Annotated in this window: 19 protein-coding genes; 14 read left to right on the forward strand and 5 right to left on the reverse strand. The window is 62.0% G+C overall.

Features of this window, described 5'->3' with window-relative positions; translation table 11 throughout:
• Window positions 1-260 precede the first annotated feature (260 nt).
• From AC788_RS12620 to AC788_RS12630, 3 genes are all read right to left on the reverse strand, one after another.
• Window positions 261-503: a PA4570 family protein gene (locus AC788_RS12620; RefSeq protein WP_043192798.1), complete on the reverse strand. Its 243-nt coding sequence runs from the start codon at window positions 501-503 to the stop codon at window positions 261-263.
• Between the two features lie 143 nt (window positions 504-646).
• Window positions 647-988, reverse strand: coding sequence for a zinc ribbon domain-containing protein YjdM (locus tag AC788_RS12625; protein ID WP_049860948.1), 342 nt, complete (start codon window positions 986-988; stop codon window positions 647-649).
• Window positions 989-1,179: 191 nt separating this feature from the next.
• Entirely contained in the window at window positions 1,180-2,148 is a 969-nt protein-coding gene (locus tag AC788_RS12630) for a polyprenyl synthetase family protein (protein WP_049860949.1), read from the reverse strand.
• Between the two features lie 331 nt (window positions 2,149-2,479).
• Between AC788_RS12630 and rplU the strand changes: the two genes are divergently transcribed.
• The 5 genes from rplU (at window position 2,480) to AC788_RS12655 (ending at window position 6,321) form a co-directional block, all read left to right on the forward strand.
• Window positions 2,480-2,794, forward strand: coding sequence for a 50S ribosomal protein L21 (gene rplU, locus AC788_RS12635; protein ID WP_003176051.1), 315 nt, complete (start codon window positions 2,480-2,482; stop codon window positions 2,792-2,794).
• 34 nt (window positions 2,795-2,828) lie between these two features.
• Complete coding sequence (gene rpmA, locus AC788_RS12640; RefSeq protein WP_008371588.1) at window positions 2,829-3,086, forward strand: 50S ribosomal protein L27; 258 nt, start codon at window positions 2,829-2,831, stop codon at window positions 3,084-3,086.
• Window positions 3,087-3,271: 185 nt separating this feature from the next.
• On the forward strand, window positions 3,272-4,492 hold the full coding sequence (gene cgtA, locus AC788_RS12645) for an Obg family GTPase CgtA (RefSeq protein ID WP_049860950.1): 1,221 nt from the start codon (window positions 3,272-3,274) through the stop codon (window positions 4,490-4,492).
• Between the two features lie 229 nt (window positions 4,493-4,721).
• Window positions 4,722-5,840 (forward strand): glutamate 5-kinase, encoded by a 1,119-nt coding sequence (gene proB / locus AC788_RS12650; RefSeq protein WP_049860975.1) that lies wholly within the window; start codon window positions 4,722-4,724, stop codon window positions 5,838-5,840.
• Between the two features lie 19 nt (window positions 5,841-5,859).
• Complete coding sequence (locus tag AC788_RS12655; protein ID WP_049860951.1) at window positions 5,860-6,321, forward strand: CreA family protein; 462 nt, start codon at window positions 5,860-5,862, stop codon at window positions 6,319-6,321.
• Between the two features lie 157 nt (window positions 6,322-6,478).
• On the opposite strand, the gene rpsT is transcribed toward AC788_RS12655, so the two are convergent.
• Complete coding sequence (gene rpsT / locus AC788_RS12660) at window positions 6,479-6,757, reverse strand: 30S ribosomal protein S20 (RefSeq protein WP_043192805.1); 279 nt, start codon at window positions 6,755-6,757, stop codon at window positions 6,479-6,481.
• Window positions 6,758-7,009: 252 nt separating this feature from the next.
• Here rpsT and murJ point away from each other — a divergent pair, with 252 nt between their 5' ends.
• From murJ to ispH, 6 genes are all read left to right on the forward strand, one after another.
• A complete protein-coding gene (murJ, locus tag AC788_RS12665) occupies window positions 7,010-8,548 on the forward strand; it encodes a murein biosynthesis integral membrane protein MurJ (protein ID WP_049860976.1) in 1,539 nt (512 codons plus the stop codon).
• A 111-nt stretch (window positions 8,549-8,659) separates the two neighbouring features.
• On the forward strand, window positions 8,660-9,595 hold the full coding sequence (gene ribF, locus AC788_RS12670; RefSeq protein WP_049860952.1) for a bifunctional riboflavin kinase/FAD synthetase: 936 nt from the start codon (window positions 8,660-8,662) through the stop codon (window positions 9,593-9,595).
• Window positions 9,596-9,610: 15 nt separating this feature from the next.
• Window positions 9,611-12,442: an isoleucine--tRNA ligase gene (ileS, locus tag AC788_RS12675; protein WP_049860953.1), complete on the forward strand. Its 2,832-nt coding sequence runs from the start codon at window positions 9,611-9,613 to the stop codon at window positions 12,440-12,442.
• On the forward strand, window positions 12,435-12,956 hold the full coding sequence (gene lspA, locus AC788_RS12680; protein ID WP_049860954.1) for a signal peptidase II: 522 nt from the start codon (window positions 12,435-12,437) through the stop codon (window positions 12,954-12,956). Before ileS ends, lspA begins: the two co-directional genes overlap by 8 nt.
• Window positions 12,949-13,386, forward strand: a complete 438-nt coding sequence (locus AC788_RS12685) for an FKBP-type peptidyl-prolyl cis-trans isomerase (RefSeq protein ID WP_049860955.1) — start codon at window positions 12,949-12,951, stop codon at window positions 13,384-13,386. The genes lspA and AC788_RS12685 overlap by 8 nt, the downstream gene beginning before the upstream one ends.
• 16 nt (window positions 13,387-13,402) lie before the next feature.
• Window positions 13,403-14,350 carry a 4-hydroxy-3-methylbut-2-enyl diphosphate reductase gene (ispH, locus tag AC788_RS12690; protein ID WP_049860956.1) on the forward strand — a complete coding sequence of 316 codons (948 nt, stop codon included), beginning with the start codon at window positions 13,403-13,405 and terminating at the stop codon, window positions 14,348-14,350.
• Here ispH and AC788_RS12695 read toward each other — a convergent pair.
• Window positions 14,343-14,867, reverse strand: a complete 525-nt coding sequence (locus AC788_RS12695) for a GspH/FimT family pseudopilin (RefSeq protein ID WP_049860957.1) — start codon at window positions 14,865-14,867, stop codon at window positions 14,343-14,345. The genes ispH and AC788_RS12695 overlap by 8 nt on opposite strands.
• A gap of 123 nt (window positions 14,868-14,990) precedes the next feature.
• Between AC788_RS12695 and AC788_RS12700 the strand changes: the two genes are divergently transcribed.
• From AC788_RS12700 to AC788_RS12710, 3 genes are read left to right on the forward strand one after another with little or no spacing between them, the layout of a single operon-like run.
• Entirely contained in the window at window positions 14,991-15,461 is a 471-nt protein-coding gene (locus tag AC788_RS12700; RefSeq protein ID WP_049860958.1) for a GspH/FimT family pseudopilin, read from the forward strand.
• Window positions 15,458-15,937 (forward strand): type IV pilus modification protein PilV, encoded by a 480-nt coding sequence (gene pilV / locus AC788_RS12705; protein ID WP_049860959.1) that lies wholly within the window; start codon window positions 15,458-15,460, stop codon window positions 15,935-15,937. Before AC788_RS12700 ends, pilV begins: the two co-directional genes overlap by 4 nt.
• Complete coding sequence (locus AC788_RS12710; RefSeq protein WP_049860960.1) at window positions 15,934-16,662, forward strand: PilW family protein; 729 nt, start codon at window positions 15,934-15,936, stop codon at window positions 16,660-16,662. The genes pilV and AC788_RS12710 overlap by 4 nt, the downstream gene beginning before the upstream one ends.

Below are 16,662 nucleotides of genomic sequence, written 5' to 3' on the forward strand. Positions count from 1 at the left end.
CCCGCACCACGTGCGGATGGCCGCGGGCCACCGGCGGAACTGCCGGTGCCCCCCGCGGGACACCCACAGCCCCCGCCCCCCCGCCGACGCGGCCCGCGCCGCTGCTCCGCAGACCCGCCCTCCTGTCCCAGCGCCGCAAGCCGCGTCCGGCCCCCCCGCGCTCCCCCGCCCCATCACGATCCCCCGCCTGACGCATCCCCCTGTAGCAGCGGCGCAAGCCGCGTCGGCGGTACATGCGGTCCCTCAGACACCCCGCACCCTCAATGCAATTCCCCCATCGGCCGCAATGCGCGGGCGTAGCAGAACAGAAAGAGGTTGCGCACCAACTCCTTCAACACCACAGGCTCGCTTGAGCTCAAACCATGCAGATCCAGATCCCCCTGATCACGCAGTTCATCCAACGCGTCCTCGCCAAGCACGGCACAGACTTCGCCGGTATCGCGATGCAGAATGCGCAGGTAGGGATGTGGGCGGTCCAGCCAGGCGTCGATCAGATAGGTCATGGCAATTCTCCTTGAAAGGGTTTCAATGAGAATAATTCTTATTCAAATAATAGCAAGAGACTATTTGCCATCGCCGGGCATTGCGCCCCTGAAAGCCTTGCCGGCCGCCTCACGACGGCTCGGACCGCTGGTCGGGCTGTACGTCAGACCTTGCGCACGAACTCGGACTTGAGCTTCATGGCGCCGATGCCATCGATCTTGCAATCGATATCGTGATCACCGTCGCACAGGCGAATGTTCTTCACCTTGGTACCGACCTTGACCACCAGCGAAGAGCCCTTGACCTTGAGGTCCTTGATCACGGTGACGGTGTCACCGTCAGCCAAAACGTTGCCCACCGAATCCTTGATCACCAGAGCATCGCCGTCGGCAATTTCTTCGCCGGTTGCCGACCATTCATGGCTGCATTCAGGGCAGATCAGCTGGGTGCCGTCTTCGTAGGTGTATTCGGATTGGCATTTGGGGCAGGGCGGCAGCGTGCTCACGAGATTCCTCGAGGTAGAGAATAAAGGCACGCAGTATATAGGGTTTTTGCCCCCATAGCCCCTGTAGGAAAGGGCTAGCGCAGATAGGGGCAGTTGTGGGAGCGGGCTCTGCCCGCGAAAGTCTCACCACCGAATCATGTGGGAGCGGGGCGGGCGGCGAGCCCTCTGCCCGCGAAGGCCTCACCAACGAATCAATGCGTACGCGCCACCGCAAACTCGCTGAGCTCGATCAATGCATCCCGATACTGGCTGGCAGGCAGCACTTCCAGCTGGGCAATGGCCTTGGCCACATAATCGCGGGCCAGACGCGCGGTGTAATCCAGCGCCCCGCAGTCCTCGACCGCCACACGGATGCGTTCCAGATCCTCGATCCCGCCTTTCTGGATTGCCTGCCGCACCAGCGCTGCCTGTTCGGCGTTACCTTCACGCATGGTGTAGATCAGCGGCAAGGTCGGCTTGCCCTCGGCAAGGTCGTCACCCACGTTCTTGCCCAGGGTCTCGGCGTCGCCGCGATAATCGAGCAGGTCGTCGACCAGCTGGAACGCAACACCCAGGTGGTCGCCAAACGTGCGCAGCGCCTCGCACTGTTCCGCGCTGGCGCCGGTGAGCGCCGCAGCACTGTGCGCCGAAGCTTCGAAGAGCATCGCGGTCTTGCCGCGGATCACTTCCATGTAGATTTCTTCGGTGGTGCTGGCGTCGCGTACCTTGGACAACTGCAGCACTTCGCCCTCGGCGATGATGCGCGTGGCGTGTGAAAGAATCTTCATCACCGACATCGAGCCCAGCTCGACCATCATTTCGAAGGAGCGCGAATAGAGGAAGTCGCCGACCAGCACGCTCGGAGCATTGCCCCACTTGGCGTTGGCGGTGGAGCGGCCACGGCGCATGCCGGACATGTCGACCACGTCGTCATGCAGCAGGGTCGAGGTGTGCAGAAGCTCGATGGTGGCCGCCAGCAGGCGCAGGTCATCGCTTTGATGGCCCAGGGCTTTGCCAGCGAGCAACACCAGCAACGGGCGCAGGCGTTTGCCTCCGGAGGAGGTGATGTAGTCGCTGATCGTCGATACCAGCGGCACACGCGAGGTCAGCTGCTTCTTGATGATCTCGTCGACGGCGCTGAAATCGTCCGCCACCGCGCGGTAGAAAGCTTGGGGTTGCATCAGCGAGAGTCGCTCCAGAAGGGTTGCGCGGCATGCTAGGACGCGGGTTGGAGCGTGTCAAGGCGCGTACATGGCCCACAGCGCCCGTATGCCGGGCCGGAAGCTGGTCGTGAACCTGCGCCGGCATCGTTTTGCCCGCAGTGCCCAACCGTTCGGGCGACTGGCGGCCTCTTGTCAGCGGTTCATGGCTTGCGTACAATCGCGCACCCTGAACTTCCTGGGCAGCACCTGCCTTACGCAATTGCATTTGGGGCGTTCCAACCCATGCAGCCATGCCAGCCGACACTCTACTTATAAAGAGCTGGGTGAGCAGGATTATCGGAGAAATACCATGTCGTACGCAGTAATCGTTACCGGTGGCAAGCAATACAAGGTCGCCCCAGGTGAATACCTGAAGATCGAAAAACTGGAAATCGCCACCGGCGAATCCGTTACCTTTGATCGCGTTCTGTTGGTCGCCAATGGCGACGACGTGAACATCGGCGCTCCAGTGGTTGCCGGCGCTACCGTTGTGGCTGAAGTGATTTCCCAAGGTCGTCACGATAAGGTCCGCATCATCAAGTTCCGTCGTCGTAAGCACCACATGAAGCGCATGGGCCACCGCCAGTGGTACACCGAGATCAAAATCACCGGTATTCAGGCGTAATTTCAGCCTAATTCCTCACTAGGAGAATTGACTCATGGCACACAAAAAAGCTGGTGGTAGTACCCGTAACGGTCGCGACTCAGAAGCCAAACGCCTTGGCGTGAAGATGTATGGCGGCCAGGCTATCATCCCAGGCAACATCATCGTGCGTCAGCGCGGCACCCAATTCCACGCTGGCTACGGCGTTGGCATGGGTAAAGATCACACCCTGTTCGCGAAAGTCGCAGGCGTGATCAAGTTCGAAGTAAAGGGCGCCTTCGGTCGTCGTTACGTGAGCGTTGTCGCAGCCTAATCGCGACGTCGCTGGAGAAGCCCTGTCTTGCGACGGGGCTTTTTCGTTTATGGAGTGAGTCTCTTGCAAAGGTTTGCATGGGCTGTCGGTACGTGAGTCATTGACGGGTTTGCCGCGCTCATTTTTGCAAGAGCCTTACGTTTCAGGTTCATTGGCTCGTCCTGGCGGCGAGAGGCGTATTTTTAATGAAGTTTGTAGATGAAGTGTCCATCCGCGTGAAGGCGGGTGATGGTGGCAACGGCTGCATGAGCTTTCGCCGCGAAAAATTCATCGAGAATGGCGGCCCCAACGGCGGCGACGGTGGTGATGGCGGCTCGATCTACATGATCGCCGACGAAAACCTCAACACCCTGGTCGACTACCGTTATACCCGTCACTTCGATGCCGAGCGCGGCGCCAACGGCGGCAGCACCGACTGCACCGGTAAGAAGGGTGAAGACCTGGAGTTGCGCGTGCCGGTAGGCACCACGGTGATCGACGCTTCCACTCAGGAAGTCATCGGTGACCTGGTCAAGGCCGGTCAGCGCCTGCTCGTGGCCCATGGTGGCTGGCACGGCCTGGGCAACACCCGATTCAAATCCAGTACTAACCGCGCGCCACGCCAGACCAGCCCAGGCAAACCAGGCGAGCAGCGCGATCTCAAGCTGGAGATGAAAGTGCTGGCCGACGTCGGTCTGTTGGGTCTGCCCAATGCCGGCAAAAGCACCTTCATTCGCTCGGTGTCTGCAGCCAAGCCCAAGGTGGCCGATTACCCGTTCACCACCTTGGTGCCGAACCTGGGCGTAGTGAGTGTCGACCGCTGGAAGAGCTTCGTCGTGGCCGACATTCCCGGTCTGATCGAGGGGGCTTCCCACGGTGCCGGTCTGGGCATCCGCTTCCTCAAGCATTTGGCGCGTACCCGCATTCTGCTGCATCTGGTCGACATGGCGCCGCTGGATGAAACCAGTGCTGCCGACGCCGCCGAAGTGATCGTCAACGAGTTGGTCAAGTTCAGCCCGTCACTGGCCGAGCGCGAGCGTTGGCTGGTGCTCAACAAGTGCGACCAGATCCTGGAAGAAGAGCACGAAGAGCGCGTCAAGGAGATCGTCGATCGCCTGGAGTGGGAAGGTCCGGTCTATGTGATCTCGGCCATCGCCAAGGAAGGTACCGAGCGTCTGAGTCGCGACATCATGCGCTACCTGGAAGACCGTGCCGACCGTCTGGCCCGCGATCCGGGCTATGCCGACGAGCTGGCCGAGCTCGATCAGCGCATCGAAGACGAAGCGCGCGCCCAGCTGCAAGCGCTGGACGACCAGCGCGCGCTGCGTCGCAGCGGCGTGAAGAGCGTCCACGACATCGGCGATGACGACGACTGGGACGAAGAAGACGCCGAAGACGGCCCGGAAATCATCTACGTCCGCGATTGATCGGCCGGCCTGGCGTGCGCCTTCGCAGGCTGAGGGCTCAGCCGCCCGCCCCGCTCCCACAAAGCGCTCCGTCCCTGGCGGCGCATTCTGTGGGAGCGGGCTCTGCCCGCGAAGAGGTCGCCGCGATCCACGCACCCAATCGCATCGCCGGGCATCCTCGGTGGTAAACTAAACGCCGCTCACCATGAGCGGCGTTTTTGTTTTTCTACCGGGCAAAGGTTGGCAGATGATGCGGAGCAAGGTGACGGGCGCGCAGCGCTGGGTCGTGAAGATCGGCAGTGCGCTGCTGACCGCGGACGGCAAGGGTCTGGATCGCGCGGCGATGGGCGTATGGGTCGAGCAGATGGTTGCTTTGCACAACGCCGGGGTCGAGTTGGTACTGGTGTCTTCGGGTGCAGTGGCGGCCGGCATGAGTCGTCTTGGCTGGGCCAAGCGGCCCAGTGGCATGCACGAATTGCAGGCGGCTGCGGCCATCGGCCAGATGGGTCTGGTGCAGGCCTGGGAGTCGAGCTTCGCCGAGCATGGCCGACACACCGCCCAGATTCTCCTCACCCACGACGACCTGTCCGATCGCAAGCGCTACCTCAATGCGCGCAGCACGCTGCGTACGCTGGTCGAGCTGGGTGTGGTGCCGGTCATCAACGAAAACGACACTGTGGTCACCGACGAGATCCGCTTCGGTGACAACGACACCCTGGCTGCTTTGGTGGCCAACCTGGTGGAAGCGGACCTGTTGGTCATTCTCACCGACCGCGACGGCATGTTCGATGCCGACCCGCGCACCAACCCCGATGCCCAACTGATCTTCGAAGCGCGCGCCGACGACCCGTCGCTCGACGCCGTTGCTGGCGGTACCGGCGGTGCGCTGGGCCGCGGCGGCATGCAGACCAAGTTGCGCGCCGCGCGCCTGGCTGCTCGCTCCGGAGCGCACACGGTGATCGTCGGCGGCCGTATCGAGCGCGTGCTCGATCGGCTCAAGGCCGGCGAGCGCCTGGGTACGCTGCTGTCGCCCGAGCGTGAAATGCTGGCTGCGCGCAAGCAGTGGCTCGCCGGGCATCTGCAGACCCGGGGCACTCTGGTGCTCGACGACGGGGCTGTGCAGGCCCTGACCGGTGGCCACAAGAGTCTGCTGCCGGTGGGCGTGAAAGTGGTGCAGGGCAGTTTCAGGCGCGGCGAGATGGTAGTGTGCGTGGCGCCGGATGGTCGTGAAATCGCCCGCGGCCTGGCCAACTACAGTGCGCTCGAAGCACAGAAAATCATCGGTCAGTCGTCGGACGTCATCGAGCGCTTGCTGGGCTACATGGCCGAGCCCGAGCTGGTGCACCGCGACAACCTGATCCTCGTTTGATCCCTACAGGAACGTTTCGATGAATGTGCTCAAGGCCCTTGCGGCCACCCTGTTGTGCCTGCCGATGCTGGCGAATGCCGAGGAAATCGGTCAGGTGTCCACGGTGTTCAAGGTTGTCGGTCCCAACGATCGGATCGTCGTCGAAGCATTCGATGATCCCAAGGTGCCGGGTGTGACCTGTTACCTGTCGCGCGCCAAGACGGGCGGGGTGAAGGGTGGTCTGGGCTTGGCCGAAGACCGTGCCGAGGCGTCCATCGCCTGTCGCCAGGTCGGGCCGATCCAGTTGCCGGACAACTTGAAGGAAGGCGAGGAGGTGTTCAAGGAGCGCACGTCGCTGGTGTTCAAGACCATGCAGGTGGTGCGTTTCCATGACAAGAAGCGTAATGCGCTCGTGTACCTGGTCTACAGCGACCGCATGATCGAAGGCAGCCCGCAGAACGCCGTGACCGCCATCCCCATTCGTCCCTGGGCCACCGAATAATTGCGGTGTGTCTGTCGCGGCCGATGACCGCTCCTACGGATACAGGTCACGTAGGAGCGGCCATCGGCCGCGAAAGGGGCCACATCGATAGCGCCTCATTCCTGCAGGCACAAAAAAGCCGACCCTGGGGTCGGCTTTTTCTACATCGTACAGCTGATCAGGCAGCAGCAGCCTGGTTCAGTGCTTTGATGTGGCCATTCAGACGGCCTTTGTGACGAGCAGCCTTGTTCTTGTGGATGATGCCTTTATCGGCCATACGGTCGATAACTGGCACGGCCAGAACATAAGCAGCTTGTGCTTTTTCGGCGTCTTTTGCGTCGATGGCTTTGACTACATTCTTGATGTAGGTGCGAACCATGGAACGCAGGCTGGCGTTGTGGCTGCGACGCTTCTCAGCCTGTTTTGCACGTTTTTTGGCGGAAGGTGAGTTGGCCACCGTCGAGCTCCTCGAAAGACTTTTTGAAATAGCAAACAAATAAGGCCGCGAATCATGCCCATCAACGAGTTGGTTGTCAAGGGTACGTGAAACGATCCGCTAAGTGGTCGGTCGGTGTCGAAGTGATTCACTTCTGGCCCGTGACCTGTACACTCGCGAGGTTTTGGCTCTGCCTGCTGATGCGGCGCGGAGTATCGCACACCTGGGCCGGATATGGGCCTGCTCTTCGTCAACGGGCATGAAAAACTTTCGATGAATCTACTCAAATCCCTGGCCGCGGTCAGCTCCATCACCATGGTTTCGCGGGTGCTGGGCTTCGTCCGCGACACCATCATTGCGCGCATCTTCGGCGCCGGCATGGCCACCGACGCCTTTTTCATCGCCTTCAAGCTGCCGAACCTGCTGCGCCGGATCTTCGCCGAGGGCGCGTTCTCCCAGGCCTTCGTGCCGATTCTCGCCGAGTACAAGAACCAGCAAGGGGAGGAGGCCACACGCACCTTCATTGCCTACGTCGCCGGCCTGTTGACCCTGGCCCTGGCGCTGGTCACGGTGGCCGGGATCCTGGCCGCACCCTGGGTCATCTGGGCCACCGCGCCAGGCTTCGCCGATACCCCGGAGAAATTCCAGCTCACCACCGACCTTCTGCGGGTGACCTTTCCTTATATATTGCTGATCTCGCTGTCGTCCTTCGTCGGTGCGATCCTCAATACCTACAACCGCTTTTCGGTGCCGGCCTTCACGCCTACGCTGCTCAACGTGTCGATGATCCTGTTCGCCCTGTTCCTCACGCCGTACTTCGATCCGCCGGTGATGGCGCTCGGCTGGGCGGTCCTGGCGGGCGGGCTGGCGCAGCTGCTGTATCAACTGCCGCATCTGAAACGACTCGGCCTGCTGGTACTGCCGCGTCTGAGCCTGCGCGACACCGGCGCCGTGCGCGTGATGAAGCAGATGCTGCCGGCCATTCTCGGGGTGTCGGTCAGCCAGATTTCGCTGATCATCAACACCATCTTCGCCTCTTTTCTGGTAGCAGGCTCGGTCTCGTGGATGTACTACGCCGACCGTCTGATGGAGCTGCCTTCGGGCGTGCTGGGGGTGGCGCTGGGTACCATTCTGTTGCCGACCCTTTCCAAAACCTACGCCAACAAGGACCGCCATGAGTACTCGCGCATCCTCGACTGGGGGCTGCGCCTGTGCTTCGTGCTGGTGCTGCCTTGCGCCGTGGCCCTGGCGTTGCTCGCCGAACCGTTGACGGTGGCCTTGTTCCAGTACGGCAAATTCACCGCCCTGGATGCGGCCATGACCCAGCGCGCGCTGATCGCCTATTCCATCGGTCTGCTGGGCATCATCCTGATCAAGGTGCTGGCGCCGGGTTTCTATGCCCAGCAGAACATCCGTACACCGGTAAGGATCGCCCTCTTTACACTGGTGGCCACGCAGGTCTTCAACCTGATGTTCATCAGCCACCTGCAGCACGCTGGCCTGGCGCTGGCCATCAGCCTGGGTGCCTGCCTGAACGCCGGGCTGCTGTATTGGAAGCTGCGCCAGCAGGACCTGTTTCAGCCGCAACCCGGCTGGACCGCCTTTTTGTGCAAGCTGGGCATCGCTGTGCTGGCCATGGCCGCCGCCCTGCTGGTCCTGCTGCAGTACATGCCGGCATGGGCCGACGGGCAGATGCTTGAACGCTTCCTGCGCCTGGGGCTGCTGGTGTTGACAGGCGTGCTAGTGTATTTCGGAATGCTGTTGGCCATGGGCTTCCGCCTCAAGGACTTCGCCCGCCGCGGGCTGGCCTGATCCCTGGGTGCCAGCGGTTTTGTGCGTTAGCGAACATCCATGCACGCTGTTGCCTGTCGTCGGCGCGTGGGTATGGTTATAATCGACCACTTTATGAGCAAGAAGCGCGTTATGCAGCTGGTTCGAGGCCTTCACAATCTGCGGCCCCAGCATCGGGGCTGCGCCGCCACCATTGGCAATTTCGACGGTGTCCACCGCGGCCATCAGGCTATCCTGGCGCGGCTGCGCGAGCGTGCCCGTGAGTTGGGCGTGCCCAGCTGCGTGGTGATCTTCGAGCCCCAGCCGCGCGAATACTTCAGTCCGCAGACCGCGCCGGCCCGCCTGGCCCGGTTGCGCGACAAGGTGCAGCTGCTGGCCGAGGAACAGGTCGATTTGGTGCTGTGCCTGGCCTTCAACAAGCGCCTGAGCCAGCTCAGTGCCTCGGAGTTCGTCGACACCATCCTGATCGACGGCCTGGGCGTGAAGCACCTCGAAGTCGGTGACGATTTTCGCTTTGGCTGCGACCGGGTAGGGGATTTCGATTTCCTGACCCAGGTCGGCAGCCTGCAAGGCTTCACCGTCGAAGCGGCGCAGACCGTTGAAATGGACGGCTTGCGCGTGAGCAGCACCCAGGTCCGCAAGGCCCTGGCGGCGGCCGATTTCGAACGCGCCGAGCAACTGCTCGGCCGACCCTTCTGCATCGAAGGAAGGGTCCTGCATGGGCAGAAGCTGGCACGCCAACTGGGCTGGCCCACTGCCAATGTGCAACTCAAGCGCCGTCGCGTGCCGCTGACCGGGGTCTACCTGGTGAGTGTCGACATCGATGGCAAGACCTGGCCGGGAGTCGCCAACATAGGCGTGCGGCCAACCGTTGCAGGTGATGGCAGTGCCCACCTGGAAGTGCATTTGCTGGACTTTGCCGGTGACCTCTATGGCCGGCATTTAACGGTGGCGTTCCACCACAAGCTGCGTGATGAGCAGCGTTTCGCCTCGCTGGAGGCGCTGAAGTCGGCGATCGATGCGGATGTCGCCGCCGCGCGTGCCCACTGGGCCAAGCCAACCGCTTAAATTGAAGAGCCTGAAATGACCGACTACAAAGCCACGCTAAACCTTCCGGACACCGCCTTCCCAATGAAGGCCGGCCTGCCCCAGCGCGAGCCGCAAACTCTGCAGCGCTGGGACAGCATTGGCCTGTACCAGAAGCTTCGCGAAATTGGCAAGGACCGTCCCAAGTTCGTCCTGCACGACGGCCCGCCCTATGCCAACGGCAATATTCACATCGGTCATGCGGTCAACAAGATCCTCAAGGACATGATCATCCGTTCCAAGACCCTAGCCGGCTTCGATGCGCCGTACGTGCCGGGCTGGGACTGTCATGGCCTGCCGATCGAGCACAAGGTCGAGGTCACCCACGGCAAGAACCTGGGCGGCGACAAGACCCGCGAACTGTGCCGTGCCTATGCCAGCGAGCAGATCGAAGGCCAGAAGGCCGAGTTCATCCGTCTGGGCGTGCTCGGCGATTGGGCCAACCCCTACAAGACCATGAACTTCACCAACGAGGCCGGCGAGATCCGCGCCCTGGCGGAAATGGTCCGCAACGGTTTCGTGTTCAAGGGTCTGAAGCCGGTGAACTGGTGCTTCGACTGTGGTTCGGCCCTGGCCGAGGCCGAGGTCGAGTACGCCGACAAGAAATCGCCGACCATCGACGTCGCCTTCCCGATCGCCGACCAGCAGGCGCTGGCCGATGCCTTCGGTCTGCCAGGCCTGGAGAAACCGGCCAGCATCGTGATCTGGACCACCACCCCGTGGACCATCCCGGCCAACCAGGCGCTCAACGTGCATCCCGAGTTCACCTACGCGCTGGTCGACGTCGGTGACCGCCTGCTGGTGCTCGCCGAAGAACTGGTGGAAAGCAGCCTGACCCGCTACAGCCTGCAAGGCTCGGTCGTCGCCACTACCGTGGGCGCCAAGCTTGAGCTGATCAACTTCCGTCATCCGTTCTACGATCGCCTGTCGCCGGTGTACCTGGCCGACTACGTCGAGCTGGGTGCCGGCACGGGCGTGGTGCACAGCGCCCCGGCCTATGGTGTCGACGACTTCGTCACCAGCAAGCAATACGGCCTGACCAACGACGACATCATCAGCCCGGTGCAGAGCAACGGCGTGTACGTCGAGTCGCTGCCGTTCTTCGGTGGCCAGTTCATCTTCAAGGCCAACCAGAACATCGTCGACAAGCTGGCCGAAGTCGGCGCGCTGATGCACACCGAAGTGGTCAGCCACAGCTACATGCACTGCTGGCGTCACAAGACCCCGCTGATCTACCGCGCCACCGCGCAGTGGTTCGTGGGCATGGACAAGCCTCCAGTCGAAGGCGACACCCTGCGCGAACGCGCGGTGAAAGCCATCGAAGACACCAAGTTCGTCCCGGCCTGGGGGCAGGCGCGCCTGCACTCGATGATCGCCAACCGTCCCGACTGGTGCATCTCGCGCCAGCGCAACTGGGGCGTGCCGATCCCGTTTTTCCTCGACAAGGCCACCGGTGAACTGCACCCGCGCACCGTCGAGCTGATGGAAGAGGTGGCCAAGCGCGTCGAAGTCGAAGGCATCGAAGCCTGGTTCAAGATGGACCCGGCCGAGCTGCTGGGCGACGAGGCAGCGAACTACGACAAGATCAGCGACACCCTGGACGTCTGGTTCGACTCGGGCACCACCCACTGGCACGTGCTGCGCGGCTCGCACCCGATGGGCCATGAAAGCGGCCCGCGCGCCGACCTGTACCTGGAAGGTTCCGACCAGCACCGTGGCTGGTTCCATTCCTCGTTGCTGACCGGTTGCGCCATCGACAACCACGCGCCGTACCGCGAGCTCCTGACCCACGGTTTCACCGTGGACGAGAACGGCCGCAAGATGTCCAAGTCGCTGGGCAACGTCATCGCCCCGCAGAAGGTCAACGACACCCTGGGCGCCGACATCATGCGTCTGTGGGTTTCGGCCACCGACTATTCGGGCGAAATGGCCGTGTCGGACACCATCCTGCAGCGCAGTGCCGATGCCTATCGTCGCATCCGCAACACCGCACGCTTCCTGCTCTCGAACCTCAGCGGCTTCAACCCGGCCACTGACCTGCTGCCAGCCGATCAGATGATCGCCCTCGACCGCTGGGCCGTGGACCGTGCTCTGCTGCTGCAGCGCGAACTGGAAGAGCATTACGGCGAGTACCGTTTCTGGAACGTCTACTCCAAGGTGCACAACTTCTGCGTGCAGGAGCTGGGCGGTTTCTACCTCGACATCATCAAGGACCGTCAGTACACCACCGGCGCCAACAGCGTCGCCCGTCGTTCCTGCCAGACCGCTCTGTACCATATCAGCGAGGCGCTGGTGCGCTGGATCGCGCCGATCCTGGCGTTCACCGCCGACGAGCTGTGGCAGTACCTGCCCGGCGAGCGCAACGAGTCGGTGATGCTCAACACCTGGTACCAGGGCCTGAGCGAGCTGCCCGAGGGCTTCGAGCTGGACCGTGCCTACTGGGAGCGGGTGATGGCGGTGAAGACTGCGGTCAACAAGGAAATGGAAAACCAGCGCGCGGCCAAGGCCATCGGCGGCAACCTGCAGGCCGAAGTGACGCTGTACAGCGAAGACGCGCTGAACACCGACCTGGCCAAACTGGGCAACGAACTGCGCTTCGTGCTGATCACCTCGGGTGCCACCCTGGCGCCGTTCGCTCAGGCTCCGGCCGATGCGGTGGTCACCGATGTGGCCGGCCTGAAGCTCAAGGTAGTCAAGTCGGGTGGCGTAAAATGCGCGCGTTGCTGGCACTTCCGCGATGACGTGGGCGTGAACCCCGAGCATCCGGAAATCTGCGGTCGCTGCGTCGACAACATCAGCGGTGATGGCGAGGTGCGCCACTATGCCTGATTCGTCGGCGTCTTTCGGTCGCTACGGTCACTTGAAGTGGCTGTGGCTCAGCGTGCTGGTCATGGCGCTGGACCAGGCCACCAAGTTCTATTTCGACGGCAACCTGCAGATGTATGAGCAGATCGTGGTCATTCCCGACCTGCTCAGCTGGACCCTTGCCTACAACACCGGCGCCGCCTTCAGCTTCCTGGCTGACAGCGGCGGCTGGCAGCGCTGGCTGTTCACCCTGATCGCCGTGGTGGTCAGTGTGGTGCTGGTGGTGTGGCTCAAGCGTCTGGGCCGCGGCGACACCTGGCTGGCAATTGCCCTGGCGCTGGTACTGGGCGGGGCGGTAGGCAACCTGTTCGACCGCGTCGTGCTGGGCCACGTGGTCGATTTCATTCTGGTGCATTGGCAGGATCGCTGGCGTTTCCCGGCGTTCAACCTGGCCGACAGTGCCATCACCGTCGGTGCGATCATGCTGGCGTTGGATATGTTCAAGAGCAAGAAAAGCGGAGAAGCGGTGCATGACTGAACAGCGAATCAGGGAAAACACCGAAGTGACCCTGCACTTCGCCCTGCACCTGGAAAACGGTGATACCGTCGACAGCACATTCGACAAGTCGCCGGCGACTTTCAAGGTCGGCGACGGCAACCTGTTGCCAGGCTTCGAAGCGGCCCTGTTCGGCTTCAAGGCCGGCGACCGACGCACCGTCAAGGTGCTGCCGGAAAACGCTTTCGGCCAGCCCAACCCGCAGAACGTGCAGGTCATGCCGGCATCGCAGTTCGAAGGCATGGAGTTGTCAGAGGGGTTGCTGGTGATCTTCAACGACGCCGCCAACACCGAGCTTCCGGGCGTGGTGAAGGCATTCGACGACAACGAAGTGACGGTAGACTTCAACCACCCCCTGGCAGGCAAGACCCTGACCTTCGAGGTGGAAATTCTTTCGGTCACGGCCCTTTAAGGGCACCGAGGCAAGCATGCAAATCAAACTCGCCAATCCCCGCGGCTTCTGCGCGGGTGTGGACCGAGCGATCGAGATCGTCAACCGTGCGCTGGAAGTCTTCGGCGCGCCGATCTACGTCCGTCACGAAGTGGTGCACAACAAGTTCGTGGTCGAAGACCTGCGCAACCGCGGCGCCATCTTCGTCGATGAACTCGACCAGGTGCCCGACGACGTCATCGTCATCTTCAGTGCTCACGGCGTCTCCCAGGCCGTGCGCCAGGAAGCGGCCGGACGCGGGCTCAAGGTGTTCGACGCGACCTGCCCACTGGTCACCAAGGTGCACATCGAAGTGGCCCGCTACAGCCGCGACGGACGTGAGTGCATTCTCATCGGTCACGCCGGACACCCGGAAGTGGAAGGCACCATGGGCCAGTACGACGCCAGCAACGGAGGCGCCATCTACTTGGTCGAAGACGAGGAAGACGTGGCCAACCTGAAGGTCGTCAATCCGGAAAACCTCGCCTTCGTCACCCAGACGACGTTGTCGATGGACGACACCAGCCGGGTCATCGACGCATTGCGTGCGCGCTTCCCGGCCATCGGCGGACCGCGCAAGGACGACATCTGCTACGCCACGCAAAACCGTCAGGACGCGGTCAAGATCCTGGCCGACGAGTGCGACGTTGTGCTGGTGGTCGGCAGTCCGAACAGCTCCAACTCCAACCGCCTGCGTGAGCTGGCCGAACGCATGTCCACCCCGGCGTACCTGATCGACGGCGCCGAAGACATGCAGCAAGGCTGGTTCGACGGCGTGCAGCGCATCGGCATCACCGCCGGCGCCTCGGCACCCGAAGTGCTGGTGCGCGGCGTCATCGAGCAACTGCACGCCTGGGGCGCGACCGGTGCCGACGAACTGATCGGCCGGCCGGAGAACATCACGTTCTCGATGCCCAAGGAATTGCGGGTCAAGGCGATTACTTGAGTGACTTGCGGCACTCATCATCGCGGTTGCGTACGTAGCTTTTGTCTAGCCTGAGCCTTCCGGCCCAGCTGAGGATAAGTCGCGTACGCGCCTTGTTGTTGCGATCGCACACGAAGAGCGTTCCGGGGTTTCCGGCGCCGCCCACCCCGGCAACAGCGCCGAACGTGTTGAAACGCACCTCCTTGCGCATCCATAGGTTTCCTTCGATCCTGATCGCGCCGTCCAACACGCGCTCGCGCAGGACAGTGCTCGAGCTGGAAGGCAGCCCGCGCCGGTCTGGCACTACCTTCCACCCCCAGCCCCACCCCTTGTCCGACGCGCGGACGACCATAGGGGTATGCCTCACAACCGCTTCGGTTCGGGCCATTTTCAGGGTCGCGACCAGCTCGCTGACGATCATCTGACGCCGCTGCTCCTGCAGCATCGCGCGGAAGGCGGGCACCGCGATCGCCGCCAATATCCCCGCCACTGCCAGCACCGCCACCAGCTCTACCAATGTCACTCCCTTGCTGTTCATGCCAACCCTCCCTGGGTTTCTGTGCAACAGGCGCTGATCCCTCTAGAACAACCGTATATCCTGTGCGCCCAGCGAACCGCGCGAGCGCTGGTTTATAGTCAGTGCTCCTGGGGGAGGCGTCCAATGCGGCATGGTTACAAGGGGTTTACGCTGGTCGAGCTGATGGTGACGATCGCGGTGCTGGCCATCCTGGTGACCGTGGGGATTCCATCGTTCGTTACCTTGATGAACAACACCAAAGCGGACACCGAGTCGACGGATTTGTATCGGGCACTCAACTATGCGCGGCTCGAGGCTATCAACAGGGGCATGAATGTGCGGGTCAGACCACAGACAGCGAACACCTGGACCAGCCAGCTGAATATCCAGTCGGTTGCCAATGGCGCCGTGGTCGATACGCTCAGGGTGATCGCCCCCATGGCCACCTCTGCCGTGGTACTTCCCAACGACCTGGCTTTTATCGAATACAGCAGTCTGGGCGCACTGGTAGTGCCGGCCAGCAAGTTTGAGTTTGTCTACACGCGCGGAAGCTTCAGCAGGACTCTGGGCGTCTGTGCGAACGGTCGCATCGTGCCGACTGGGGCTTGTCCATGACTCGGCCTGCGAAACAGAAGGGTGCCAGCCTCATCGAGGTGCTGGTGTCGCTGTTGGTGCTGGGCATCGGACTGCTTGGCGCGGCGGCCCTCCAGCTCAATGCCTTGAAGTTCACTGATAGCTCCACCTTGAGCAGCCAGGCCAGTTTCCTCGCCTATGACATGATGGATCGAATCCGTGCCAACCCCAATGCCAACTACGCGCTGTCCGCCCTGAGTGCCGCGCCGACCAGTGGCGGTGGCTCCACTCGCAATCAGGATCTGGTCGACTTCGCCGCCAACGTCACCGCGCTCGGGGGAGCAGATGCCGCAACCAGCAGCATCGACGTCAAAGGTCGGTTGGTGACGATCACCATCAGATGGTCCGATGCTCGTGCAGCGGGCGCGTCCAATGTTTCCAACGTAGTCGGCACCGATGCCGTCGTTCAGGAGTACAAGCTCGTCAGCCGCGTGGCAATGGACAAGGACATCAAATGAGACGGAGCATGGCCGGTATCGGTCTGATCGAGTTGATGGTGGCAATGACCCTGGGTCTGGTCATCACACTGGGCGTGACGCAGATATTCCTGACGGCGAAGAACACCTACCGCTCGCAAAGCGCGGCAGCCGCTATTCAGGAGGACGCGCGGTTCATACTGAGCAAGATGATTCAGGAAGTCCGTTCCGTGGGGATGTTTGGTTGCCTGGCCACGGTGCAAGACAGCAGTAAGGAAGGGGATTTCGCCGCTGCCTTCGCGACACCTATTACCGTTACCAGATCTTCGAATGGCAATGTGGTCCTGACGCTAGTGTACGCAGATGTCGGCGAGAATGGCCCGTTGCCCACTTGGCAGATTCGTTCGGATTGTAAGTTTAGCGCGACCGCGTACACGGGCGGACAGGCGCCTGCATTGGCGGCAGGGCAACTGACTTTCCCCATCCGCAGGGTGGTTTACTCCTACAGCAGTAACTCGATCAATGTCGGCCCAAAGGCTGATAGCGTTTCTCCTTTGATCAACAATGTCAGCCAGTTCGATGTGACCTTCGGCATGGCCTCCAACGACGCCGACGAGTTTGCTTCCAGCTATGTGGCGACGCCTACCAACTTTGCCCTGATTCGCAGCGTGCGCATTGCTCTGAAGGTCACCGATGGCAATGCGACTGCACTGGCGAGGGAGCAGTCGTTCAGCGTCGTGGCTTCCATTCGGAACCGTCTATTGTGA

This window comes from Pseudomonas sp. RIT-PI-a, assembly GCF_001187875.1.
GTDB classification, from domain to species: domain Bacteria; phylum Pseudomonadota; class Gammaproteobacteria; order Pseudomonadales; family Pseudomonadaceae; genus Aquipseudomonas; species Aquipseudomonas coleopterorum.

What these genes read in the sequence shown, in the direction of transcription:
- AC788_RS12620 (WP_043192798.1), bottom strand. Translation starts at nt 503, where the DNA reads ATGACCTATCTGATCGACGCCTGGCTGGACCGCCCACATCCCTACCTG.
- AC788_RS12630 (WP_049860949.1), bottom strand. Translation starts at nt 2,148, where the DNA reads ATGCAACCCCAAGCTTTCTACCGCGCGGTGGCGGACGATTTCAGCGCC.
- rplU (WP_003176051.1), top strand. Translation starts at nt 2,480, where the DNA reads ATGTCGTACGCAGTAATCGTTACCGGTGGCAAGCAATACAAGGTCGCC.
- rpmA (WP_008371588.1), top strand. Translation starts at nt 2,829, where the DNA reads ATGGCACACAAAAAAGCTGGTGGTAGTACCCGTAACGGTCGCGACTCA.
- cgtA (WP_049860950.1), top strand. Translation starts at nt 3,272, where the DNA reads ATGAAGTTTGTAGATGAAGTGTCCATCCGCGTGAAGGCGGGTGATGGT.
- proB (WP_049860975.1), top strand. Translation starts at nt 4,722, where the DNA reads ATGCGGAGCAAGGTGACGGGCGCGCAGCGCTGGGTCGTGAAGATCGGC.
- AC788_RS12655 (WP_049860951.1), top strand. Translation starts at nt 5,860, where the DNA reads ATGAATGTGCTCAAGGCCCTTGCGGCCACCCTGTTGTGCCTGCCGATG.
- murJ (WP_049860976.1), top strand. Translation starts at nt 7,010, where the DNA reads ATGAATCTACTCAAATCCCTGGCCGCGGTCAGCTCCATCACCATGGTT.
- ribF (WP_049860952.1), top strand. Translation starts at nt 8,660, where the DNA reads ATGCAGCTGGTTCGAGGCCTTCACAATCTGCGGCCCCAGCATCGGGGC.
- ileS (WP_049860953.1), top strand. Translation starts at nt 9,611, where the DNA reads ATGACCGACTACAAAGCCACGCTAAACCTTCCGGACACCGCCTTCCCA.
- lspA (WP_049860954.1), top strand. Translation starts at nt 12,435, where the DNA reads ATGCCTGATTCGTCGGCGTCTTTCGGTCGCTACGGTCACTTGAAGTGG.
- AC788_RS12685 (WP_049860955.1), top strand. Translation starts at nt 12,949, where the DNA reads ATGACTGAACAGCGAATCAGGGAAAACACCGAAGTGACCCTGCACTTC.
- ispH (WP_049860956.1), top strand. Translation starts at nt 13,403, where the DNA reads ATGCAAATCAAACTCGCCAATCCCCGCGGCTTCTGCGCGGGTGTGGAC.
- AC788_RS12695 (WP_049860957.1), bottom strand. Translation starts at nt 14,867, where the DNA reads ATGAACAGCAAGGGAGTGACATTGGTAGAGCTGGTGGCGGTGCTGGCA.
- AC788_RS12700 (WP_049860958.1), top strand. Translation starts at nt 14,991, where the DNA reads ATGCGGCATGGTTACAAGGGGTTTACGCTGGTCGAGCTGATGGTGACG.
- pilV (WP_049860959.1), top strand. Translation starts at nt 15,458, where the DNA reads ATGACTCGGCCTGCGAAACAGAAGGGTGCCAGCCTCATCGAGGTGCTG.
- AC788_RS12710 (WP_049860960.1), top strand. Translation starts at nt 15,934, where the DNA reads ATGAGACGGAGCATGGCCGGTATCGGTCTGATCGAGTTGATGGTGGCA.